Consider the following 22586-nt stretch of genomic DNA (forward strand, 5'->3'; position numbering starts at 1 on the left):
GGGGGGCCCGTGCGACGGCGTGCGGGTGAGGTGAGAGGCAGACGATGGCCAAGATCGTGCTGGACAAGGTCGACAAGATCTATTCGGGTGGCGTCAAGGCCGTGGACTCCCTGGACCTGGAGATCCGCGACGGCGAGTTCATGGTGCTGGTCGGCCCGTCCGGCTGCGGCAAGTCGACCGCGCTGCGGATGATCGCCGGGCTGGAGGAGATCAGCGACGGCAAGATCTCGATCGGCGACCAGATCGTCAACGATCTCGCGCCCAAGGACCGCGACATCGCGATGGTCTTCCAGAACTACGCCCTCTACCCGCACATGACGGTCGAGCAGAACCTGGCGTTCGGCCTGAAGCTGCGCGGCACCCCCAAGGCCGAGATCAAGCAGAAGGTCCTCGATGCGGCCAAGATGCTCGGTCTCGAGCAGTTCCTGGCGCGCAAGCCCGCCGCGCTGTCGGGCGGCCAGCGCCAGCGCGTGGCGATGGGCCGCGCGATCGTGCGCCAGCCCCAGGCGTTCCTCATGGACGAGCCGCTGTCCAACCTGGACGCCAAGCTGCGCGTGTCGATGCGCGCCTCGCTGAGCCAGCTGCACGAGCGCCTCGGCGTCACCACCGTGTACGTCACGCACGACCAGGTCGAGGCCATGACGCTGGGCGACCGGGTCTGCGTGCTGCGCGAGGGCAGGCTGCAGCAGGTCGACACCCCGCAGCGCCTGTTCGACAACCCGGTCAACCTGTTCGTCGCGGGCTTCATCGGCTCCCCCGCCATGAACTTCGTGACCGCCGAGCTCAGCCGCGGCGACGGCGGCGCGCAGGTCACCTTCGCCGGCTACACCCTGCCGGTGCCGGACGCGCTGCTGGCCGACAAGCCCGGGCTTGAGGGCTACATCGGCAAGAAGATCATCCTTGGCATCCGCCCGTCGGACTTCGAGGACGCCGCGCACGCCAAGCCCGAATGGGCGCCGCTGGCCGCCAAGAGCAGCGTCACCGAGGAGCTCGGCAGCGAGATCAACGTCATTTTCACCATCGACGCCCCGCCGGTCGAGCACAAGGACACCGCCGACCTGGCCGAGGACGCGGCCGAGGGCGAGGCGGCCGACATGGCGATCCCGCTGATCGAGAACAAGGCGCTGTGGACGGCGCGCGTCAACGCGCGGTCCCACGTGCGGCCCGGCCAGGACATCGAGCTGGCCGTCGACACCCGCCGCCTGCACTTCTTCGACCAGGCGAGCGGCCTGGCGATCGGCCACGCCGACGCGGCGGCGGTCGAGCCCGCCGACGACGACGAGGTCCCGGCCTAACGAACGCATCACGTTTTCCCACAGCCTCATCCACAGGCTGTGGGGAACGTGATGCGCGTCACATTTTTCAGATACGCGCCGCATGCCGTTCACATCACGGTATGCGGCGCTTCATCTCTCACTTCACCGAGCCGGCGAGCACCCCTTGCACGAAGTACCGCTGGAAGGCGAAGAACACGGCCAGCGGCACCACCAGCGACAGGAACGCCCCAGGCGCGATGATGTCGATGTTGGAGCCGAACTGCCGGACCTGCTGCTGGATCGCCACCGTCAGGGGCTGGGAGTCCCGGTTGGCGAAGATCAGCGCGATCAGCATGTCGTTCCACACCCACAGGAACTGGAAGATGCTCAGCGACGCGATCGCCGGGCCGCCCAGCGGGAAGATCACCCGGCGGAAGATGGTCCACTCGGTGCCGCCGTCCATCCGCGCCGCCTCCAGCAGGTCCCGCGGGATCCCGGCGAAGTAGTTGCGCAGCAGGAAGATGGCGAACGGCAGGCCGTACGCGACGTGGAACAGCACCACGCCGGTGATCGACCCGAACATCTTGAACCCGCCGATCTCGATCCCGCCGTAGAGCTTGGCGATCGGGATGAGGCCTACCTGGATCGGCACCACCAGCAGGCCCACCACGCCCAGGAACAGCCAGTCGCGCCCCGGGAACTCGATCCAGGCGAACGCGTACGCCGCCAGCGACGCGATGACCACGACCAGCACCGTCGTCGGCACCGTGATGAGGACGGTGTTCACGAACCCGGTGGTCATGTCGTCGTTGGACATGACGTCGGTGTAGTTCTTCAGGGTCAGCTCGGTGGGCTTGGTGAAGATCTTCCACCAGCCGCTCTCGGTGTTGTCGGCCTGGCCGCGCAGCGAGGCGATGAACAACCCGATCGTCGGCACCAGCCAGACGACCGCGATCAGGATCAGGGCGATCTGCACTGCGCCGCCGCCCAGCCGGTTCACGATCCGGGACGCGACGCTCCGCCGCGGCGCCCCCGACACGCCCCGCGCGGCACGCCCCACCGGATCGCCGGCGGCCGCCGGAACCCTCGCCGCCGCGCCGCCGGTGGCCACACCGGTGCCCGCCGCGTCCACGGACCCGGCGCTGTCAGACTCGGTGCTCTCGGTCATCCCTGCTCCCGGCGGAATCGGCGGATGTTGAAGATCATCGCGGGCAGCACCAGCAGGAAGAGCACGATCGCGATCGCGCTGCCCATGCCCTGGTCGGCGCCCTCACCGGTGAACGACTTGAGGTACATCTGCAGGGCCAGCACGTTGGCGTCCTGCTGCGTGGCGCCCGGCGCGATGATGTAGACGAGGTCGAACACCTTCAGCACGTTGATGACCAGGGTGACGAGCACGACCACCAGCACCGGCGCCAGCAGCGGCATCGTCACCCGCCAGAACACCTGGAGCTCGGTCGCGCCGTCGACGCGCGCCGCCTCCAGGGCGTCGCGCGGGATCGCGGCCAGCCCCGCGCCGATGAGGACCATCGCGAAGCCCGCCCACATCCAGATGTACGCGCCGATGATGGACGCGGTGACCAGGCTGGAGCCGAGCCAGTCGATGCCGTTGTACGGCTCGGCGAAGTTCGAGGCGGCCAGGCGGACGGTGTAGGCCCCGGCCGGCAGGTCCTTGAAGGCGAACGTGCCGTCCGCGGCGGACGTCGTGGTCGCGGCCACCTTGCCTCCCGAGACCGCCTCGACCTTGATCTTCCCGAGGCCCTTCTCGGGTGGGTCGACCTGGTTGGGCTTGGCCGCGGCGCCCGGCGTGAAGTCCGACCACACCGTGCCGGTGATGGTGCCGGGCCGGGGCGTGTTCGCCTTGGCGGGCCCCAGCGTCCGCTGCACCTCGGGCTTGACCGCGACGAGCGGCAGCAGCACCGTCGCGCCGGGTTGCACCGCCTCACGGGTCACGTAGGCGGTGCCGTCGGGGGTCTTCTCCGCCTTCAGCGGGCCGCCGCTCTCGCGCGGGCGGACGCCCGGGAAAGCGGAGGACTCCTTGAACGTGTCGTGCACGCCGACGGCGACCGCGTTCAGCACGCCGCGTTCGGGCGCCCGGTCGTACACCAGCGTGAAGATGACGCCGGCGGCGAGCATCGAGATCGCCATCGGCATGAAGACGATGAGCTTGAACGCCGCCGCCCAGCGGATGCGCTCGGTCACCACCGCGAAGATGAGCCCGAGCGCGACGATGATGGACGGCGCCGCGATGACCCAGATCAGGTTGTTGCGGAACGCGGTGTACATCGGCGACTTGGCCGACAGCAGCGCCCACATCACCAGCAGGGCCAGCGGCAGGGCCACGAGGATGATCCCGGCCCGCCGCCGGTCGGTGATGCCGAGGTACGCGGCGAAGACCGTGCCCGCCGCGACCAGCAGCACCAGCAGGGTCACGATCAGCTTGCCCGCGGTCGGGCCCCAGCTGACCGTGACGTCGTCGGTGAACATGTCGGTGTAGTTGCCGAACCACACCAGCTTCTCGCCGGAGCCGTCGTACAGGCTCCGCCAGAGCGTGTAGAGGATCGGGTAGACGACCAGCAGGCCCAGCACCAGGAGCGCCGGGAGGAGGAACCCTCCGGACATCCACGGCGCCGGACCGAGCCGCCCGCCCTCAGCAGACGGCTCCGTCCGGGTCTTCCCAGAGACTGCCTTCTTCTCGGACCCGTCCCCCGAGGGCTCGGGCGCGGCCGGACTCTCGGGGGAGTCGGTCATCAGCTTCTCCGTTGTCCCGTCAGTGTGATGGTGGTCAGCTCTTCATGGCCTTGGCGGCGTCGGACTCCAGGCCCGCCGCCGTCGCGTCCACGCTGGACGGGTTCTTCAGGAAGTCCTGGAGGCGCTTCCACTCGCCCGAGCCCTTGGTGCCGCCGAAGGCCGCCGGGTAGAGGTCGGACATGTCGAACAGGAAGTCGTCACCCGCATCGATGACGGCCTTGGCGCTGGTGCGCTGCACCTCGTCGGGGTAGTTCGACACGTCGAGCCCCTTGTTCGGCGAGATGTAGCCGCCCACCTTGGCCCAGTGCGCGGCCGCCTCCGGCGACGCCAGGTACTTCATGAACTCCTGGCTGCCCTTGTTGTCCTTGAGCATGACCGCGGCGTCGCCCGCGCCGACCAGCGGCGGCTTCTCCCCGGTCTTGGGGAACGGGAAGACCAGCGCGTCGGTGCCGACCTTGGACTTGGTCTCGGTGATGTTCGCCGAGACGACGTCGGCGCCCGAGAGCATGGCGGCCTTGGGCTCGGCGCCGAAGACGCTGGTGACCGCCTGGTCCATGAGCAGGCTGTTGGCCCCTGCCGCGCCGCCGGACATCAAGGTGGGCTTGCCCCAGAGCTCGGCGAGCGTCTTCAGCGCCTGCTTCACCGACGGGTCGGTCCACTTGATCTCGTGCTTGGACAGCTGGCGGTACTTCTCCACGCCGGCCTGCGAGGCGTAGACGTTCTCGAACCAGTCGGTCAGCGTCCAGCCGTCGCCGCCCGCGATCGCCAGCGGGGTCGTGCCGGCGTCGGAGAGGGTCTGCGCGGCCTTCACGAAACTCGCCCAGTCGGCGGGCGGCTGCACCCCGGCGTCCTGGAACGCCTTGGTGCGGTACCAGACCAGCGACTTGTTGCCGGCCTTGAAGTACAGGCCGTAGAGCTTGCCGTCGGCGGTGCCGAAGTCCTGCCACACCTTGGCGTAGTTCTGCTTGACCAGCGTCTGGACCTCGGGGCTCAGCGGCTTGATCCACCCCTTCTTGGCGAACTCGGCGATGACGCCCTGCTGGGGCAGCATCGCCACGTCCGGCGGCGCACCGCCCTGGATCTTCGTCTGCAGGAACGTGGCGGTGTTGTCACCGGTCGGGGTGAGCGTGACGGTCGCCCCGGTCTTCTTCTGGAAGCCCTCCAGCACCTTCTTGAAGCCGTTGCCCTCGGCGCCGGTCCACACCGCCGCCACCTCGAGCTTGACGCCCTTGAGCGTCTGGCCGCCGGAGTCACCGCCCTTGTCACCGGAGTCGTCGCCGCCGCAGGCGGCGAGGGCGAGGAGCAGGCCGGTCGCGAGGGCGGTGCCCCGCATCACGGCAAAACGGTTGCTGCGCATTCGTTTCCTTCCTGGACGAGGGTGCGGCCGATCACCAGATCGACGCACCGCTCTCGGGGTCGAAGAAATGCAGTCGGCCGGTGTCCACGTGGATGTCGAGCGGGTCGCCGACCTTCACGCGGGTACGGGGGCTGAACCGCGCGACCATGTCGGTGCGCGGCGCGTCCAGGGAACCGAGCACGTCGGTGCCCGCGTCCCGGGCCAGCTCCTTGGTGTCCTCGGTGACGACCTGAGCGGCCTCGACCGCGAAGTGCACGAGCACGTCCGAGCCCATCGCCTCCACCAGTTCCGCGGTGGAGGTGAGCCGCGCGCCGTCAGCGGTGCCGATGAGCTCGGCGTCCTCCATGTCCTCAGGGCGGATCCCGACGACGACGGCCTTGCCGAGGTAGGCGCCGAGGCCCTCGCGGTCCGCCAGCGCCTCCCCTGGCAGGGTCAGCGTCTGGCCGCCGACCTCGATGCGCGGGTTCGCCGCGTCCCCGGCCAGCGTGCCCTGAAGCAGGTTCATGGCGGGTGAGCCGATGAAGCCGGCGACGAACAGGTTCGCCGGCCGGTCGTAGAGCTCCTGTGGCGGTGCCACCTGCTGGAGCTCGCCCTTCTTCATCACCGCGACCCGGTCGCCGAGCGTCATCGCCTCGGTCTGGTCGTGGGTGACGTAGATCGTGGTGACGCCGAGGTCGCGCTGGATGCGGGCGATCTCGGCGCGCATCTGGACGCGGAGCTTGGCGTCCAGGTTGGACAGCGGCTCGTCCATCAGGAACGCCTGGGGCTCGCGCACGATCGCGCGGCCCATCGCCACCCGCTGCCGCTGGCCGCCGGACAGGTTGCGGGGCCTGCGGCCCAGGTGGTCGGTGAGGCCGAGGATCTCCGCGGCCTGGTCGACCTTGGCGCGGATCTCGGTCTTGGGCAGCTTGCGCAGCGACAGCCCGAACCCGATGTTGTCGCGCACCGACAGGTGCGGGTAGAGCGCGTAGCTCTGGAAGACCATCGCGACGTCGCGGTCGCGGGAGGGGATCCGGTTCACCACCCGGCTGCCGATCGTGACCTCGCCCTCGGATATCTCCTCCAGGCCGGCCACCATCCGCAGCGCGGTCGTCTTCCCGCATCCGGACGGCCCGACCAGGACGAGGAACTCCCCGTCGGCGACGGCCAGATTCAGGTCGGTCACGGCCCGGGTCCCGTCGGGATAGACCTTCCCGACGCCCGTCAGGGCCACCTCTGCCACGGCGTCTCCTCTTCGTCCGTCAACCTGGGGGACATCCGTCCGTAACCCCGGCGGAACAAGGACTTAGGTACATCGCGGCGAAGCCGGGCCGCAACCGGCACAGCACGTACTGAGACATTTGGTGTAGAGATCGTTATCTCCCCGTGGGGCGGCGCGACCGCGCGGCCGGACACGCCGTCAGGGGTCCGGCAAGAGACGGCAACGGGGGCGGACCAGCGCTGATCCGCCCCCGTTCGCCGCGCGTCCGCCGCTCGCCGCGCGTCCGTCGTCAGCCGACGATGATCACGTCCCGGTCGGTGGTGTTCATCCGGTCGGCGCCGCTCCCGGTGCACACCACGATGTCCTCGATCCGGGCGCCGTGCGCCCCCGGGTAGATGCCCGGCTCGATCGAGAACGCCATCCCCGGTTCGAGCGGCTCGGTGTTGCCCGCGACGATGTAGGGCTCCTCGTGCGACTCCAGCCCGATGCCGTGCCCGGTGCGGTGGATGAAGTACTCGCCGTACCCGGCCGCCGCGATCACCTCGCGCCCGGCGGCGTCGACCGCCTCGGGCGTCACGCCCGGCTTCACCGCGTCGCAGGACGCCTGCTGCGCCTCCCGGAGCACCCGGTAGTACGCCAGGTAGCCGTCCGGCGGCGTCCCGACGCAGTAGTTGCGGGTGGAGTCGGAGCAGTAGCCGCTGGGCATGGTCCCGCCGATGTCGACCACGACCGGCTCGCCCGGCCGGATCACCCGGTCCGACAGTTCCGCGTGGGGATTGGCTCCGTTGGGGCCGGAGCCGACGATGACGAAGTCCACCGTCTCGTGGCCTTCGGCGATGATGGCGTCGGCGATGTCGCGGCCGACCTCGCGTTCCGTACGGCCGGGCTTGAGGAAGTCCGGCACGCGGCGGTGCACCCGGTCGATCGCGGCGCCCGCCTCACGCAGCGCCGCGACCTCGGCGGCGCTCTTGCGCATGCGCAGCTCCCGCAGCACCTTCCCGGCGAGGACCTGCTCGGCGCCGGGCATCGCGGCCCGGAAGCGGAGCACCATCATCGCCCACATCCGGTCTGCCAGCCCCACCGTTCCCACCTGGCCCGGCAGCCGCCCCGCCACCAGCGCGTAGGGGTCGTCGGTCTCGTCCCACGGGACCAGTTCCACGTCCAGGTCACCGGCGGGCGACTCTTTCGCGGCGGGCAGCTCCAGCCGGGGCACCACCAGGAACGGGTCGCCCGACGAAGGCACCACAAGGCACGTGAGCCGCTCCAACGGCAGCGCGTTGTAGCCCGTCACGTACCGCAGATCGGGGCCCGGCGTCAGCAGCAGCGCTCCCAGCCCCGCCTCAGCCGTCGCCTGCTGCACCTGTGCAAGCCGCTCACGCGGATACAACTCCGTCGTCACATCCGTCTCCATTCCGCTTCGGATACGAACAAGGATCCCAGGGACCAGCATGGCAAGCGCCGTCGCGCTCCCCCACGCCGGGCCCGAGCCCGGCGGCGGCCGCCAATGGGACACGGCGGTCCCCCAACATGGCACGATGAGCCCCATGAGCGGGCTCATGCTGCTGGACACGCCGTCGTTGTACTTCCGCGCCTTCTTCGGGGTGCCCGAATCGGTCAAGGCGCCGGACGGGACGCCCGTCAACGCGGTCCGGGGGCTGATCGACATGATCGCCCGGCTCGTGCAGGACCGGTCCCCCGACCGCCTGGTCTGCTGCATGGACGCCGACTGGCGGCCCGCGTTCCGCGTCGAGGCGCTGCCCTCCTACAAGGCGCACCGGGTCGCCGAGGACGGCGGCGACCAGACCCCCGATCCCCTCGAGGTCCAGCTGCCCATCATCGACGCGGTCCTCGACGCGGTGGGGCTGGCCCGGGTGGGCGTGGCGGGCTACGAGGCCGACGACGTCATCGGCACGCTGGCCGTGCGCGGGGCCGCCCAGGGCCCCGTCGACATCGTGACCGGCGACCGGGACCTGTTCCAGCTCGTCGACGAGCGCGGGCCGGTCCTGGTGCTCTACACCGCCCGCGGCATCCGCAACCTCCAGATCATGGGCGAGAAGGAGGTCGCCGAGAAGTACGGCATCCCGGGCCGCGGCTACGGTGACTACGCGACGCTGCGCGGCGACCCCAGCGACGGGCTGCCGGGCGTGCCGGGCATCGGCGACAAGACCGCCGCCGCGCTCATCACCCGCTTCGGCTCGGTCGACGGCATCGTCGCCGCCCTGGAGGCCGGCACGGCCGAGGGATTCCCGGCCGGTGCCCGGCGGCGCCTGGAGGGCGCCCGCGACTATCTCACCGCCGCCGAGACCGTGGTCCGGGTCGTCACCGACATCGACTCCCCCGATCTGCGCGACCTCGACGACGCGCTGCCCCGCACACCGCGCGACCCCGAAGCGCTCATCGAGCTCGCCGACCGCTGGGCCCTGGAGAGCCCGGTCAACCGCCTGCTCAACGCCCTCAGCGCCTGACCGCCGGGTACAACCGGCCGATCCTGGCAGCAAGCCGGGCCTGTCCACTGTGTCAGGTGACGCAGACTACGTGTCCCCATGGGCGCAACATCGTGATCAGTGGTGGGTTTTGCTGGACGGGTGAGCAGAACGACCGCCCCGCTGGAGGGCCATGGACATGTTGCCGATCGGCGTCCGCGGGGCCGTCTCGTGAACGGCCGGTACCCGCGGCACTGGGCCTCACCGCCCCACTCCCCCCAACTGCCACGGGTACCGGTTTCCGCGAACACAGCCATTGCGGTGGACCGCCCCACTCCGCTGCGCCACCTGCCACGGGTACCGGTTTCCGCGAATGTCAGACCTGAGACCGCCCAAAGCGGCGCGCAGCCTTGCCAGACCCCATGGCCCGATTGTCCACTGGAGTGGACTCCACCCCGACCCGCGAGCCTCCGCCCCCGAAGCGCTCAGAAAACGGACCCCCGGTGATCGAAAGGAACTCCCAGCCGCGCGGTACCCCGCCCGCCGCCGCCCCGCATGACAACACCGCCGCCGATTCCTCCTGGGACGGCTTCTGGAACGCTCTGGACGACACGCAGCGCACCGCGCTGCGCCAGGTGGCCCGCCCGCGCGGCTACGCCTCCCGCGCGCCGCTGTGCTACCAGGGCGAAGAATCCGACCACATCATCATCATCAAAGACGGCTGGGCCAAGGTCACCTCGACCACCGAAGACGGCCACGACGTCGTCCTGGCCGTCCGCGGCCCCGGCGACCTGGTCTGCGAGAGCGCGGTGCTGGGCAGCCGCCGCAGGTCGGCGACCGTCACCGCGCTGAGCCCGCTGTCGGCGCTGGTGGTCCCCGCGGCCCGCTTCACCGCGTTCCTGGACGCCTACCCGCGCGTGTGGATGCTGGTCAGCAGCACCCTGGTCCGGCGGCAGGACGACGCCGACCGCCGCCTGCAGGCACATGTCTCCGCCAAAGGCACCCAGCGGCTCGCGCTGTTGCTGGCCGACCTCGCCGAGCTCTCGGCCAAACGATGCCCGCCGAGCCGCGACGGCAGCATCGACATCGCACCGCCACTGTCGCAGGAAGAGCTGGGCAGCTGGATGGACGCCTCCCGCGAGACCGTCGCCCGCGCCCTCAGCGACCTGCGCGGACACGGGCTGGTCCGCACCGGCTGGCGCCGCATCACCGTGGTCGATCTGTCCGGCCTGCGGGAGTTCGCGCACACCCCGGCCCCTTCGGGTACGCATTGACGGCTGCCGGGGAGGACGCCGACCGGGTTTACCCGGAAGGTCACCGTCCTTTGCCCGGCGTTGCCGGGCCGGTCCCCTACGCTCGTGGAGTGCTCCAACGGCCGATACGCCTCCGTTCCGAGGAGGCCGACAGCGAGGTCCGCGCAGGCCTCGACCGCATCCGCCAGGAGCTGGCGGTGCCCGGTGCCTTCCCGGCCGCCGTCACGGCCGAGGCGGTCCACGCGGCGCGGCTGACACCCAGCCCGGTGCCTGAGACGTCGGATCTGCCGTTCTTCACCCTGGACCCGCCGGGGTCGATGGACCTCGACCAGGCCATGCATCTGGAACGACGAGGAGCGGGCTACCGCGTGCACTACGCGATCGCCGACGTCGCCTCGTTCGTCCAGCCGGGCGGCGCCATCGACGCCGAGTCGCACGCCCGTGGCGTGACGCTCTATCTGCCCGACGCCAAGGCGCCGCTGCATCCACCGCAGCTGTCGGAAGCTGCGGCCAGCCTCCTGCCCGGGCAGCAGCGGCCCGCCGTCGTCTGGACGATCGACCTGGGCGGCGACGGCAAGATCACCGGCGTGGACGTCCGGCGGCGGCTGGTGACCAGCCGCGAGCGCCTCGACTACGACGGCGCCCAGCGCGCGGCCACCGCCGATCCGCGTCTCGCGCTGCTCGCCGAGATCGGCACCCTGCTGCTCGAGGCGGAGGCGGAACGGGGCGGGGTCAGCCTCCCGGTGCCCGAGCAGGAGGTGATCCGCGGCGACGACGGCTGGGAGCTGGCGTTCCGCGGCGGGCTGCCGAGCGAGGCGTGGAACGCGCAGATCTCGCTGCTCACCGGCAGGGCCGCCGCCGGGCTGATGTTGGACGGCGGGATCGGGTTGCTGCGCACGATGCCGCCGCCACCGGCCGAGGCGGTCTCCCGGCTGCGCAGGTCCGCGACGGCGCTCGGCATCGGCTGGCCCGAGGACCGCTCATACGGGGAGGTCGTCCGCGGCCTTGACCCGGCCGACTCCCGGCACGCGGCGTTCCTGCACGAGGCCGTGGGGCTGATGCGCGGCGCCGGCTACACCGCCTTCGACGGGACGGCATCGGAGGCGGCAGGGCCGGATGACCCGGCCGCGCTCGTCCACGCCGCCGTCGCGGCGCCCTACGCGCATGTGACCGCGCCGCTGCGCCGTCTCGCCGACCGCTACGCGGCCGAGATCTGCCTGTCGCTGACCGCGGGCAGCGAGATCCCCGGCTGGGTACGGTCGGCGCTCCACGGGCTGCCCGACCTCATGAGGCGGAGCCTGCAGCGGAGCGCGTCGGTCGACCGCGCCTGCGTCGACCTCGTCGAGGCGCTGTTGCTGCGCGACCACATCGGCGAGGTGTTCGACGCGGTGGTGGTGGACGTGTCGGGCAACGGCTCAGGCGGGGTCGTCCAGTTGCTGAGCCCGGCCGTGCTGGCCCGCTGTGACGGGGACGGACTGCCGCTCGGCGACCCGGTCAAGGTCCGCCTGACGGAGTCCGACCCCGTACGCCGCCAGGTCCGGTTCATCCGGACGGCCTGACGGCATTTCACGAGCGGGGCGGCGTCACCGCCTGCGGGTGCGGGACCAGGACCGGCCGCGCCAGCTGGTGGACGTGCCGAATCCCGCCATGTGGAGGGCGAGCAGCAGCAGGCCCACCACGATCAGGGTCTGGTAGTTGAGGGCGTCCGACGCGTAGTCGGCCAGGTCGAGCAGCAGGGCGATACCGAAAACGATCGCCGCGACGATCGCGAGCATGGTTGACCTCCGGTGCGTGTAGGGCGTATCCCCCGACGCACAACCGGGATGTCCGGAAAACGCCCCTTCAAACCAGGGCCGGATTCCGGTCAGGTTCAGGCGGCGGGCTCGATGTGCAGCTCGCGGCTCAGCTCGGCCGTGACCTCGGCGTTCAGGCGGTAGGCGAGCTTCACCTCGGCGATGATCCGGGCCTGCTCACGCTCGTCCCAGGGCGCCGCGTCGAGCAGGGCGCGGTAACGCTCCTTGTAGCCCTTGGGCTTGCCCGGGAAGCGGTAGAAGCGCACCCCGTCGTCCCCGGCGCCGATGCCGAGGGAGCGCTCCACCTGCCGCGCGATGTACTGGCCGCCCGACAGGTCGCCGAGATAGCGGGTGTAGTGATGGGCGACGAAACCGCCCGCCCAGTCGAAGCAGACCTCGCCCAGACGGTCGCAGTAGCGCCTGGTGGCCTCGTTGGGGCTGATCCGCTCGGCCCAGTCCGGCCCGTAGAAGAACGCGAGGTCAGTCTGGAGGGCCGCACGGCGGCGCAGATCCGCGAAGTCGAACGCCGCGGCCACGGAGTGGCCCGCCATCCGGTCGGCGGCCTGCTCCAGGACGTCGTACACGTGGTAGAGCTGCGCCACGAGGACCGCGTACTCCGCCTGGCCGAGCCGGCCTTCGACCAGGGCGCTCATGTAGGACGAGCCTTCGTTGTCCCCGTGGTCGCTCCAGGTCGCCGTCCGCAACGCCCCCGAGAATCCCTGGTCCGGCTCGACCGCACCCATGCACATCCCCTTCACTCGCCCGCACGACCCGATCTAGAGTTAGGTTAGCCTCACCTAACTTTCAACGGAAGGGCCTCCGTCAAGTTTCCGACGTGACGTCGGCTACTTTACCGACGCGGCGTCGGAATAGGAAGCGGCCCAGCGCGCCCTCAGCGGCCGTCGCGCGGCGCCAGCCCGAGGACGTCGCGCGCCTCGTCCGTCATCCGGACCACCTCACGGCGCACCTGGATGCGTTCGGTCAGCCGCTCGCTCCACGGGACCCGCACCGGCACCTTCTCGCCTCCGACCACGGCGACGAAGTCGATGCCGTCCGCGTCCATCCCGCTCATCCGCGCCGACTCGGCGTCCGGCCGGCCACCCAGCGCCTGGACGATCATGCGCGAGTCCCCGGCGTGGTCCTCGTTCATGTGCCGCATGATCTGCGCCACCACATCCTCGGTGAAGGGGTCGGCCTCGGTCATGGATCCCGCCTCTCGCGCTCGGTGCCGCGCCGGCGACCCGCCGCGGTAAGGCAACCCTAACCTCCCCCGCGCCACCTCGGCCGCATCACTGGTGCGGGTCGCGGCGCCCCAGGTAGAACACGGCGGCCAGCACCAGGACGGCCAGCCCTGCGAGGAGAAGGAGCACGCCGACCACCATCGATCCGTCGGCCATCTCAACCACCTCTGCCCCTTGGCATGTCGGAAGCCCTGTGCGTGTCGAATCCCTCTGTCGAATCCCTCTGTGGACGTCCCTTTCCAAAACGGCCGCGGCCATGCCTCCGTGAGGGTCAGGTCACCGAGGAGTAGGCGACGACACCCCGGCGCATGGCGTCCATGGCCCGGCGCGCGGTCTTGCGGATGTGGCTGTTCTGCGGCGCGGCGTCGGTGACCTGACCGAGCAGGTCCAGGAGCTGCTTGACCGCGCGGACGAAGTCACCGGCGGTCATGTCGGTCTCCAGCAGCACCGCGTCGAGGTCATGGCCCTTCGCCCACCGGTAGGCGGTCCAGGCGAACCCGAGATCGGGCTCGCGCAGGAACGACACCCGGTTGTCCTTCTCGATGGCGTCGAGATCGCCCCAGAGCCCCACCATGGCGGCCAGCGCGTCCTGGGCCGCGCCGGCGGGCGTCTTGGGCGGCGCGGCGTCGTCGGGCTGCCGCGACTCGTACACCAGCGCGGACACGCACGCCGCCAGCTCGGCATGGTCGAGCCTCTCCCAGATCCCGGCGCGCAGGCTCTCGGCCGTCAGCAGGTCGAGCTCGTTGTAGATGCGGCCGAGCCGGCGTCCCTCCTCGGTCACGGCGTCGCCGTCGAGATAGCCGAGCTGCTGGAGCACCGCGCACACCCGGTCGAACGTCCGGGCGATGACCTGCGAGCGGCCCTCGACACGGCGGCGCAGCTGATCGGTCTCGCGCTGCAGCCGGAAGTACCGCTCGGCCCACCGCGCGTGGTCCTCGCGCTCGTCACAGCCGTGCACCGGGTGCTGCCGCAGCTCCGCCCGCAGCCTCGTGATCTCGGCGTCGTCGGACGCCTTGGACTCGCCCCGGCCGCCGCGCCTGCGCTCCCGGGCGTCCTCGGGGATCTTGTTGCGCAGCGTGGACGCCAGGTCGCGGCGGGCCTGCGGGTTGCGCGGGCTGAACGACGTGGGGATGCGGACGCGCTCGATCGGCTCGACCGGGCGCGGGAAGTCCAGGATCGACAGCCGCTGCACCGACCCGCTGATGGTGAGCACGAGCGGCGCCGGGCCGTCGGACCGTTTACCGACGCCGGGATCCAGGACCACCGCGACGCCCGACCGGCGCCCGCTGGGGACCAGGACGACGTCGCCGGGCCGCAGGTGCTCCAGGGACCTGGCAGCCTCGGCACGCCGCTCAGAGGACCGCTCGCGGGCGAGCTCGGCCTCGCGGTCCGACAGGCGCCGGCGCAGCGCCGCGTACTCCATGAAGTCACCCAGGTGGCACTTGGCGGCCTTGGCGTAGCCCTCCAGGGCCTCCTCGTTCTTGTGGACCTGCCGGGCGAGCCCGACGACCGCGCGGTCGGCCTGGAATTGCGCGAACGACTCCTCCAGCAGCGTCCGGGCACGCTCGATGCCGACCGCGCCGACCAGGTTGACGGCCATGTTGTACGAGGGCCGGAAACTGGAGTTGAGCGGGTAGGTGCGGGTGCTGGCCAGGCCCGCCACCGAGCCGGGCTCGGCGCTGGGGTTCCAGAGGACGACGGCGTGGCCCTCGACGTCGATCCCGCGGCGGCCGGCGCGTCCGGTGAGCTGCGTGTACTCCCCCGGCGTCAGGTCGACGTGGGCCTCGCCGTTCCACTTGTCGAGCTTCTCGATCACCACCGTGCGGGCCGGCATGTTGATGCCCAGCGCCAGCGTCTCGGTGGCGAACACCGCCCTGATCAGGCCGCGCGTGAACAGTTCCTCCACGATCTCCTTGAACGTGGGGAGCATCCCGGCGTGGTGGGCGGCGACGCCGCGTTCAAGGCCGGCCAGGAAGTCGTCGTAGCCGAGGATGGCCAGGTCGTCGGGGGCGATGTCGGCGGTCCGCAGCTCGACGTGGGCGCGGATCTCCTCGGCCTCCTCCTTGGAGGTCAGCCGCGTGCCCGCGTACAGGCACTGCATGACGGCGGCGTCACATCCGGCCCGGCTGAAGATGAACGTGATGGCGGGCAGCAGACCGGCGCGGTCCAGCCGTTCGATCACGTCGGGGCGCGCGGGCGGGCGGTACCGCTGCGGCCGGGCGGTGCGGCGCCGCCCGGTCCGGCGGCCCTGGTTGACCTTGTTGCGCCGTACCTCGTCGAGCGAGATCCGGCGCAACTCCGGGTTGACCTTGGCCTGCCGGTCCTTGCCCTTGCCGGTGTCGACGAACAGGTCGTAGAGCCGGGTGCCGACCATCATGTGCTGGAACAGCGGCACCGGCCGGTGCTCGTCGACGATCACCGCGGTGTCGCCCAGCCTCCCCGCGTCCGGTGTCCCTGCGTCCGGTGTCCCTGCGTCCGGTGTCCCTGCGTCCGGTGTCCCTGCGTCCGGTGTCTCTGCGTCCGGTGTCGCCGTGCCTCGCACTTCCCGCAGCCACTCGCCGAACTCCTCGGCGTTGCTGACGGTCGCCGACAGGGCCACGATCCGCACCGAGTCCGGCACGTGGATGATCACTTCTTCCCAGACGGCCCCGCGGAAGCGGTCGGCGAGGTAGTGGACCTCGTCCATGACCACGAACGCCAGCCCCGCCAGCGTCGGCGACTGGGCGTAGAGCATGTTGCGGAGCACCTCGGTCGTCATCACGACGATCGGCGCCTCGCCGTTGACGCTGTTGTCGCCGGTGAGGAGCCCCACCTTTTCAGGCCCGTAGCGTTTGACCAGGTCAGCGTATTTCTGGTTCGACAGAGCCTTGATCGGGGTGGTGTAGAAACACTTTTGCTTGCCGGTCAGGGCGAGGTGGACGGCGAATTCCCCGACCACGGTCTTGCCGGAACCGGTGGGCGCCGCGACCAGCACCCCGCTGCCGCTCTCCAGGGCTCGGCATGCCTCAAGCTGGAACTGGTCCAGCTCGAAGTCGTAGAGGGTTTGGAAGTCCAGCAGGGCTGGCCCGTTGCCGGCGGTGCGCTTGCGAAAGGCGGCGTACCGCTCTGAAGGGCTCTCATCGGCCGACGGCGCGTCGGGGGAGGTCATATGTCGAGCCTACGGTTTCGACCGGCCCGATACCCAATTCAGGATGCGTTCCGTGCCATTCGGGGTGCGTTCGGTGCCGTTCGGGGTGCGTTCAGTGCCGCCGGTCTCCGCGGCCCTGCTCTTCCCTCTCCAGCTCGGCGTCGATCTCCTCCAGGCCGAGCGGGGAGATCTCGTCGTCCGACAGACCCTCGTAGGGGTCGGGCCGCCGGGCCTTGCGCCGGTCGTTGACGAAGGCCAGGAACGCCGACACCTCGAACAGCACCACGGTCGGCAGTGCCAGCGCCAGCATCGTGAACGGGTCGGCGCTCGGCGTGGCCACCGCGCTGAAGACGAAGATCCCGAAAATGATCATCCGCTGGGAGCGGCGGATGCGGGACGAGCTCAGCACCCCGGCCAGGTTGAGGATCACCACGAACAGCGGCAGCTCGAACGTCAGGCCGAAGACCAGCAACATCGCCAGCACGTAGCCGAGGTAGTGGTCGACCGTGATGAGCGCCGAGACGTCATCGGGGACGAAGCCCAGGAAGATCGACAGGCCCTTGTCGACCGTGATGTAGGCCAGCGCCGTGCCGACGAAGAACAGCGGGATGGCCGCGCCCATGAACACGTAGGTCCACCGGCGCTCCCGCCGGTACAGGCCCGGCGCCACGAAGGCCCACAGCTGGAACAGCCAGACCGGCGAGGAGATCACCATGCCGATGATGAAGGCGATCTTCAGCCGCAGGAAGAACGAGGAGAAGATCCCGTTGACGACCAGCGAGCACGTCTTGCCGTTGAGGTCCTTGGACTGCGGCAGGGAGCAGTAGGGCTCCTTGAGGAAGTCCCAGACCGGTGAAAAGAAGATCCACCCGATCACGGTGCCGACGAGCAGGGCGAGGATCGCCTTGATCAGACGGTTGCGCAGCTCACGGAGGTGGTCCATGAGCGGCATGCGGCCTTCGGAGTTGGCGGCCTGGTTGCTCATCGTCGTCATCGTCGTGGGGAGTGGATCGGCCCGTCTTTGCGCTGGGAGGAGGTCAGGACTGGCGCGTGCGGCTCGGGTCCACGGGGACGCCCTGGATGGGCTCACCCGAGGGAAGGGCGCTCTGCGACCGGGGCGCGGGGTCCTGCCCGGCGGCGGCCTCGCGCTCCAGACGGGCCGCCTCGGCCCGCAGCTGGGCGGCGCGGTCGCGCGCGGCGTCCTGCCCGGTGGCATCGGCCGTGCCGGCGGCCTTGGACTGGGAGGCCTGCTTGTCGTCTGACTGCTCGTCGTCGTCCTCCCGCAGGCCCTTGGTCTCGGCCTTCAGAATCCGGGCCGACTTGCCAAGGGAGCGCGCGAGCTGCGGCAACTTCGCCGATCCGAAGATCAGAACGACGACCAGCAAGATGATCAGCAGCTCGGGGGTCCCGATGTTCGGCATGCGCAATCCTTTTCAGAGCAGGTGGTACTCAGGTCGATCGTACGCCGTCTTCGGGGTCTTGTGTCTCTCGTGCGTCCCTGAGTGTATGAAGTTCATCCTGCAGCGTGGACTGTTTGGGCTCGAGCCGCCGCCGGGTCCGGTCGAGTTCACGTCCCAGCCGGCGAACGCCCAGGTAGACCTTGAAACTGCAGTAGGCGAGGATGGCGATGCCGACAAAGCCCATCGCCACCGACACAGGAACCCACGCCACGTCCGTCACGGTAGCGGAAGGCCTCACGCCTTGTCGTGCTGGGCGGCCGCGTCGTGCCGTGCAGCCGCGTCGTATCGGGTGGTCACGTCGTACGGGCCGTCGCGTCGTATCGGGCGGTCGCGTCGTACTGGGCGAGCGCTCGGACCGCGTCGGATCGGATCTCCGCAGCCAGCTCGGGCGGGGCCACCACCCGGCCCTGGTCGCCCAGCCGCAGCGCGAGCCCCCGCACCCATCGCGTGTCGGGCGTGCGGAGGACGATGCGCAGCCGCCCCTCCCCCAGCTCCTCGACGCTCTCGCAGGGGTAGTAGTCGGCGACCCAGCGGCCCTGCGGGGTCAGGTCGAGGGTGACCCGCACGTCACCCGGCGAGGGGCGGAACAGCCCGGCGTCGACGTCGATCGGCTCGGCGTCGTCGGGTACCTCGGCGGGCACGTCCAGCACCGTCAGGTCGCGGATCCGGTCGAGGCGGAACACCCGGACCGCCTCGGCACGCCGGCACCAGCCCTCCAGGTAGGTGTTGCCCTCCACGACCAGCAGCCGCATGGGGTCGACGTCGCGCTCGGTGTTCTCGTCGCGGGCGGGCACGTAGTAGCTCATGTGCACCCGGCGCCCGGCGGACACGGCCTCCCGGAGGGTGGCCAGCGTGTCGCCGCGGGCGTCGACCTCGACCGAGACCTGGCTGCTCACCGTGGCGGCGGCACCGGCGGCGCTCTCCAGCTTGGCGATCACGCGGCTGAGGGCGTCGCGGTCCTCCAGGTCGGGGATGCCCGCCAGCATCCGCAGCGCCACCAGCAGCGCGCTGGCCTCGTCCACCTTGAGCCGCAGCGGCCGGGCGATCGACTCGGCCTCGGTGACGATGATCTCGCCGCCCTCGTAGGACAGGTCGATCGGGCAGTACGGATCGGGCGCGCGCAACTCCACGCACCAGAGCAGATTCAGATCGTCGATCAGCTGCTTCTCGGTGACGCCGAACGCCGCGGCGGCCTGGTCGAGGGCCACCGAGTCGCGGTTGACCACGTAGGGCACCAGAGCAAGCAGCCGTCCCAGCCGGTCGGTGGAGGTCGTGCTGCTCGTCTTGCCCTGCGTCGTTTTGCCCTGTGTCGTCTTGCTCATTGGTCGCTCCCCGCCAGGACCGCCTTCAGCTGCTGGATGACCGCCTCGCGCAGGTCCGGTGGATCGACGACCACGATGTCGTCGGCGAACCGGGCCAGGTAGGGCGCGAACCGGTCCACGTCACGGAACGTGAGGACGGCCTCGTCCCAGCCCTCCCCCACCGGGTGCACGTCCTTGGCCCACTGCCGGGGGCCCTGCGCGGCGCCGGTCCGCAGCCGGACGGTGGCCGGGCGCGGCTCGGCCACCGGGTCGCCCCAGGTGAACGCGATGCTGCGCACGTCCACGCCCGGCGGCACGGTGACGCTGCCCGCGGGCCCGTCGGCGGCGACCTCGCCGGTGATGCGGCTCAGCCTGAACACCCGCGTCTCCTCGCGGTCCCGGTCATGGCCGACGGCGTACCAGCGGCCGCGGCGGCTCACGACCCCCCAGGGCTCCAGGTGCCGGCGCGCGACCGAGGTCCGGCCGATGCCCTGGTAGTCGAACGCCACCGGACGGCCGTCCCGCACGGCTTCCCACAGTGCCGGGAAGGCGGGATCGCCGGTGTCGACCCGCGGCTCGATGCCGAGGCCGGTGGAACCGTCGGTCTCGACGCCCGCCGCGCGCAGCTTCAGCAGCGCGCCCGAGGCGGCGTCGGCCATGCTGGCCCGCTGCCAGACCCGCGCGGCCAGGCCCAGCACGGCGGCCTCGTCCGGCGTCAGATGGATGTCGGGAAGCTCGTAGGCCTGCGGGGGGATGCGATAGCCGATCTCCTCGCCGCCGCCACCCTGCTGGTCACTGCCGACCTCCAGGGGCACGCCGAGCTCGCGCAATTCCTCCTTGTCGCGTTCGAACATGCGCTTGAACGCTTCGTCGGAGTCGGGATAGCCCGGCACCGCCCGGCGGATCTGCTCCGCCGTCAGATAACGCCGGGTGGCGAGCAGGCAGACCACCAGGTTGAGCAGACGCTCGGTCTTGCGCCGCGACACTTCGCCACCACCCTCTCCGCAATGAGCCACTTCTCCCGATCAGGACGCTACCGTTTTCGGCGTGATCCGATGGCGCAAAGGCACAGTAGAGGGCATCCGCCGTGAATGGCCGGGGGCGGTGGAGCTTGACGTCACTGTCGAGGGTGACGGCCTCCGCCGGGCGCTGGCCTATCCCGCGCTGGTGGGAAGGCCGGAGCCGGGCGACGCCGTCCTGCTCAACACTACGGCCTTGGCGATGGGGTTGGGCACCGGCGGCTACGCCATGGTCATCGCGATCCCCGACCGGCTGCCGCCCGACCCGTCCGGGCCGGGTCACCTGGTCAAGGCCCGCTACACGCCGCTCCAGGCCACCGTGCTCGGCGCCGACGAGCAGGACTCCCCGCACCACGAGCTGATGCGCGAGGCCGACTCCCTGGACGGGATGCCGGTGATCGTCGCGGACCTGCATTCGGCGCTGCCGCCGATCCTGGCGGGTCTGCTGGCCGGCTGGCCGGACGCCAAGGTCGTGTACGTGATGCCCGACGGCGGCGCGCTGCCCTCCTGGTTCTCCATGTCGATCGGGCGGCTGCGGGACGCCGGGGTCCTCGGCGGGGTGGTGACCGCGGGCCAGGCCTTCGGCGGCGATCTGGAGGCCGTCACGGTCCACACCGGCCTGCTGGGCGCCCGGCTGGTCCTCGGTGCCGACGCCGTGGTGCTGGCCCAGGGGCCGGGCAACCTCGGCACCGGCACCCGCTGGGGATTCTCGGGCGTGTCGGCCGGGGAGGCGATCAACGCGGCGGCCGTCCTGTCGGGCCGCCCGGTCGGGTCACTGCGGGTCAGCGAGGGCGACCTGCGCGAACGCCACCAGGGCGTCTCCCACCACAGCCTCACCGCGTACGGGCGGGTCGCGCTGGCCCGGGCCGAGATCGTCGTCCCGGAGCTCGGCGGCGAGTTCGGCACCAAGGTCGCCGCGCAGGCCGCGACGCTGGGCGAGCGCCACGACCTGATCCCGGTGGGCGTGGAGGGCCTGGAGGACGTGCTGCGCACAGCCGAGAAGGACTGGGGCGTACGGATGTCCACGATGGGCCGGCGGCTCGACGAGGACCTCTCCTACTTCCTGACCGCCGCGGCGGCAGGCCGCCACACCGCGGCCCTCCTGGCCTGACGTCTGGCCACCGTCGGCCTGGCCCCGCCGGCGTTCAGGCCGCCGGGGCCTCCAGGTCCGCCGGGGTGAACGTCTCCCGGAACGTGAAGGCGCGCGGCGAGGGGCCCTCCGCACGCAGCAGCTCCAGGCGTTCCAGGGCCTCGTCGACCGTCGGGATGTGGCCGGCGGGGATCCACCAGAGCACCTGCTCCGGCCGTGTGGGCCGTTCGACCCACTCCCCGCGCCGGCGCAGCACGTCGAGGTGCCCGCTCCGGTAGACGTAGTCCCAGAGCGCGTCCTGGCTCTCCCACACCGACATGTTGACGAAGATGTCGGGACCGAGCGGCTTGATCGAGGTGGCGTCCACCCCCGACTCCCCCACCAGACGCCAGACATAGCCGGGTGAGCGTTCGGCGATCTCGTTGATCGGCTCGAGCCACGCCACGAACTCCTGCAGGCGGGGGTCGTCGATGGGGTGCTTGAGCTTGGCGAGGTTGAGCTGAGCCAGATGGAACTGAGCAGGGTGATGTCCAGTCATGCGACTCACCTCACCATGCCTTCCGCTTCTATGTCAATCTCCATTATTTTTAGAGTCTTCCACCACCGTGCAGCAGCACAGTCCCGGCTTCGCATCCATTCGCACGTGGAAGCCCTCAGCACCCTCCAGAAGTCCTTCGAGCAAGGCCAGGTTCATTCCGCACACCAGCGGCGGGAAGCGCTCCGAGAGGGCATGGAACGGGCAGTTGCGCATGCGGATCACCGCACCGCCCTCACCCTCCTCCAACCGCGGCTCGTAGCCACGGCGGGCCAGCAGCCCGGCGACGGCCTCCAAACCCTCCTCCGGCCGCTCATCGCCGCGCAGGGCACGCCCCTGCCTGCGCGCGGCCTCCTGGAGCTCGACGTCCAGACGGGCGGACTCCGCCACCTCGGCCAGCAAATCGGCGGCCGTGCGGTAGTCCCTCGCAGGCAGCGAGAACTCGTGCTCAGCGGCGGCCCGGCGATAAAGCTTGGCCGGACGCCCCGCCCCAGGCCCCGACCGCCCGGTCAGGCGCCTGCTCTCGGTCTCCAGCAGGCCCGCGGCGGCGAGCTTGTCGAGATGGAACGCCGCGAGAGTGCGCTGAACTCCCGTGCCCTCCGCCGCCTGGTTACGGCTCACCTCATGGTCCTGGGCGGCCACATACTCGTACAGGCGCCGCCGGACCGGGTCCTGCAGCACGGCGATCGCGTCGATGTCCTCCACCCGGCCATTCTAAGAACAACCGGGCCGGGTGATAGAAATGCCGGACGGACCTTAGTGCTGCCCTAGCTGGGTGG

21 protein-coding genes are annotated in these 22586 nt (G+C 70.7%); 5 read left to right on the top strand and 16 right to left on the bottom strand.

Features of this window, described 5'->3' with window-relative positions; all coding sequences use genetic code 11:
* Positions 1–44 precede the first annotated feature (44 nt).
* Positions 45–1295 (top strand): ABC transporter ATP-binding protein, encoded by a 1251-nt coding sequence (locus ACH34W_RS11675; RefSeq protein ID WP_395960814.1) that lies wholly within the window; start codon positions 45–47, stop codon positions 1293–1295.
* Between the two features lie 118 nt (positions 1296–1413).
* Here ACH34W_RS11675 and ACH34W_RS11680 read toward each other — a convergent pair whose 3' ends face one another.
* The 5 genes from ACH34W_RS11680 to ACH34W_RS11700 form a co-directional block, all read right to left on the bottom strand.
* Positions 1414–2367 carry a carbohydrate ABC transporter permease gene (locus ACH34W_RS11680; protein WP_395961173.1) on the bottom strand — a complete coding sequence of 318 codons (954 nt, stop codon included), beginning with the start codon at positions 2365–2367 and terminating at the stop codon, positions 1414–1416.
* A 53-nt stretch (positions 2368–2420) separates the two neighbouring features.
* Positions 2421–4007 carry an ABC transporter permease subunit gene (locus tag ACH34W_RS11685; protein WP_395960815.1) on the bottom strand — a complete coding sequence of 529 codons (1587 nt, stop codon included), beginning with the start codon at positions 4005–4007 and terminating at the stop codon, positions 2421–2423.
* Positions 4008–4041: 34 nt separating this feature from the next.
* A complete protein-coding gene (locus tag ACH34W_RS11690; protein WP_395960816.1) occupies positions 4042–5364 on the bottom strand; it encodes an ABC transporter substrate-binding protein in 1323 nt (440 codons plus the stop codon).
* A 31-nt stretch (positions 5365–5395) separates the two neighbouring features.
* Positions 5396–6586 (bottom strand): ABC transporter ATP-binding protein, encoded by a 1191-nt coding sequence (locus ACH34W_RS11695; RefSeq protein ID WP_395960817.1) that lies wholly within the window; start codon positions 6584–6586, stop codon positions 5396–5398.
* Positions 6587–6854: 268 nt separating this feature from the next.
* Positions 6855–7964, bottom strand: coding sequence for a M24 family metallopeptidase (locus ACH34W_RS11700; protein WP_395960818.1), 1110 nt, complete (start codon positions 7962–7964; stop codon positions 6855–6857).
* A gap of 145 nt (positions 7965–8109) precedes the next feature.
* Between ACH34W_RS11700 and ACH34W_RS11705 the strand changes: the two genes are divergently transcribed.
* The 3 genes from ACH34W_RS11705 (at position 8110) to ACH34W_RS11715 (ending at position 11800) form a co-directional block, all read left to right on the top strand.
* The gene (locus ACH34W_RS11705) at positions 8110–9030 is read left to right on the top strand and encodes a 5'-3' exonuclease H3TH domain-containing protein (RefSeq protein ID WP_395961174.1); all 921 of its coding nucleotides are present in this window, start codon (positions 8110–8112) and stop codon (positions 9028–9030) included.
* Between the two features lie 461 nt (positions 9031–9491).
* Positions 9492–10262 (top strand): Crp/Fnr family transcriptional regulator, encoded by a 771-nt coding sequence (locus tag ACH34W_RS11710; RefSeq protein WP_395960819.1) that lies wholly within the window; start codon positions 9492–9494, stop codon positions 10260–10262.
* An 89-nt stretch (positions 10263–10351) separates the two neighbouring features.
* On the top strand, positions 10352–11800 hold the full coding sequence (locus ACH34W_RS11715; protein ID WP_395960820.1) for an RNB domain-containing ribonuclease: 1449 nt from the start codon (positions 10352–10354) through the stop codon (positions 11798–11800).
* A gap of 24 nt (positions 11801–11824) precedes the next feature.
* Here the strand turns inward: ACH34W_RS11715 and ACH34W_RS11720 are convergent, their stop codons facing one another.
* The 9 genes from ACH34W_RS11720 to ACH34W_RS11760 all read right to left on the bottom strand — a co-directional run bounded on the left by ACH34W_RS11720 (position 11825) and on the right by ACH34W_RS11760 (position 20149).
* Complete coding sequence (locus ACH34W_RS11720; RefSeq protein WP_395960821.1) at positions 11825–12016, bottom strand: hypothetical protein; 192 nt, start codon at positions 12014–12016, stop codon at positions 11825–11827.
* A gap of 95 nt (positions 12017–12111) precedes the next feature.
* Positions 12112–12777 carry a heme oxygenase (biliverdin-producing) gene (locus ACH34W_RS11725; protein ID WP_395960822.1) on the bottom strand — a complete coding sequence of 222 codons (666 nt, stop codon included), beginning with the start codon at positions 12775–12777 and terminating at the stop codon, positions 12112–12114.
* Positions 12778–12926: 149 nt separating this feature from the next.
* Positions 12927–13238, bottom strand: a complete 312-nt coding sequence (locus tag ACH34W_RS11730) for a DUF2470 domain-containing protein (RefSeq protein ID WP_395960823.1) — start codon at positions 13236–13238, stop codon at positions 12927–12929.
* A gap of 308 nt (positions 13239–13546) precedes the next feature.
* Positions 13547–16423, bottom strand: a complete 2877-nt coding sequence (locus ACH34W_RS11735; protein WP_395960824.1) for a DEAD/DEAH box helicase — start codon at positions 16421–16423, stop codon at positions 13547–13549.
* Between the two features lie 91 nt (positions 16424–16514).
* On the bottom strand, positions 16515–17387 hold the full coding sequence (tatC, locus tag ACH34W_RS11740; protein ID WP_395960825.1) for a twin-arginine translocase subunit TatC: 873 nt from the start codon (positions 17385–17387) through the stop codon (positions 16515–16517).
* Positions 17388–17439: 52 nt separating this feature from the next.
* On the bottom strand, positions 17440–17823 hold the full coding sequence (gene tatA / locus ACH34W_RS11745; protein ID WP_395960826.1) for a Sec-independent protein translocase subunit TatA: 384 nt from the start codon (positions 17821–17823) through the stop codon (positions 17440–17442).
* A 28-nt stretch (positions 17824–17851) separates the two neighbouring features.
* The gene (locus tag ACH34W_RS11750; protein WP_395960827.1) at positions 17852–18073 is read right to left on the bottom strand and encodes a hypothetical protein; all 222 of its coding nucleotides are present in this window, start codon (positions 18071–18073) and stop codon (positions 17852–17854) included.
* 82 nt (positions 18074–18155) lie between these two features.
* Positions 18156–19184, bottom strand: a complete 1029-nt coding sequence (locus tag ACH34W_RS11755) for a helix-turn-helix transcriptional regulator (protein WP_395960828.1) — start codon at positions 19182–19184, stop codon at positions 18156–18158.
* Positions 19181–20149 (bottom strand): helix-turn-helix transcriptional regulator, encoded by a 969-nt coding sequence (locus ACH34W_RS11760; protein WP_395960829.1) that lies wholly within the window; start codon positions 20147–20149, stop codon positions 19181–19183. The genes ACH34W_RS11755 and ACH34W_RS11760 overlap by 4 nt, the downstream gene beginning before the upstream one ends.
* 61 nt (positions 20150–20210) lie before the next feature.
* Between ACH34W_RS11760 and ACH34W_RS11765 the strand changes: the two genes are divergently transcribed.
* Entirely contained in the window at positions 20211–21293 is a 1083-nt protein-coding gene (locus ACH34W_RS11765; RefSeq protein WP_395960830.1) for a DUF3866 family protein, read from the top strand.
* Between the two features lie 34 nt (positions 21294–21327).
* Here ACH34W_RS11765 and ACH34W_RS11770 read toward each other — a convergent pair whose 3' ends face one another.
* Both ACH34W_RS11770 and ACH34W_RS11775 read right to left on the bottom strand, forming a co-directional pair.
* On the bottom strand, positions 21328–21810 hold the full coding sequence (locus ACH34W_RS11770) for a DUF3291 domain-containing protein (protein WP_395960831.1): 483 nt from the start codon (positions 21808–21810) through the stop codon (positions 21328–21330).
* A gap of 33 nt (positions 21811–21843) precedes the next feature.
* Positions 21844–22512: a helix-turn-helix transcriptional regulator gene (locus ACH34W_RS11775; RefSeq protein WP_395960832.1), complete on the bottom strand. Its 669-nt coding sequence runs from the start codon at positions 22510–22512 to the stop codon at positions 21844–21846.
* Positions 22513–22586: the final 74 nt, after the last annotated feature.

The sequence above is a fragment of the Actinomadura sp. 6N118 genome (assembly GCF_044326415.1).
Lineage (GTDB): Bacteria > Actinomycetota > Actinomycetes > Streptosporangiales > Streptosporangiaceae > Spirillospora.

Bases quoted from the DNA above. Each gene is read 5' to 3' on its own strand.
- ACH34W_RS11675 (WP_395960814.1), top strand. From the start codon at position 45: ATGGCCAAGATCGTGCTGGACAAGGTCGACAAGATCTATTCGGGTGGC.
- ACH34W_RS11685 (WP_395960815.1), bottom strand. From the start codon at position 4,007: ATGACCGACTCCCCCGAGAGTCCGGCCGCGCCCGAGCCCTCGGGGGAC.
- ACH34W_RS11690 (WP_395960816.1), bottom strand. From the start codon at position 5,364: ATGCGCAGCAACCGTTTTGCCGTGATGCGGGGCACCGCCCTCGCGACC.
- ACH34W_RS11705 (WP_395961174.1), top strand. From the start codon at position 8,110: ATGAGCGGGCTCATGCTGCTGGACACGCCGTCGTTGTACTTCCGCGCC.
- ACH34W_RS11720 (WP_395960821.1), bottom strand. From the start codon at position 12,016: ATGCTCGCGATCGTCGCGGCGATCGTTTTCGGTATCGCCCTGCTGCTC.
- ACH34W_RS11725 (WP_395960822.1), bottom strand. From the start codon at position 12,777: ATGGGTGCGGTCGAGCCGGACCAGGGATTCTCGGGGGCGTTGCGGACG.
- ACH34W_RS11730 (WP_395960823.1), bottom strand. From the start codon at position 13,238: ATGACCGAGGCCGACCCCTTCACCGAGGATGTGGTGGCGCAGATCATG.
- ACH34W_RS11735 (WP_395960824.1), bottom strand. From the start codon at position 16,423: ATGACCTCCCCCGACGCGCCGTCGGCCGATGAGAGCCCTTCAGAGCGG.
- tatC (WP_395960825.1), bottom strand. From the start codon at position 17,387: ATGAGCAACCAGGCCGCCAACTCCGAAGGCCGCATGCCGCTCATGGAC.
- tatA (WP_395960826.1), bottom strand. From the start codon at position 17,823: ATGCCGAACATCGGGACCCCCGAGCTGCTGATCATCTTGCTGGTCGTC.
- ACH34W_RS11755 (WP_395960828.1), bottom strand. From the start codon at position 19,184: ATGAGCAAGACGACACAGGGCAAAACGACGCAGGGCAAGACGAGCAGC.
- ACH34W_RS11770 (WP_395960831.1), bottom strand. From the start codon at position 21,810: ATGACTGGACATCACCCTGCTCAGTTCCATCTGGCTCAGCTCAACCTC.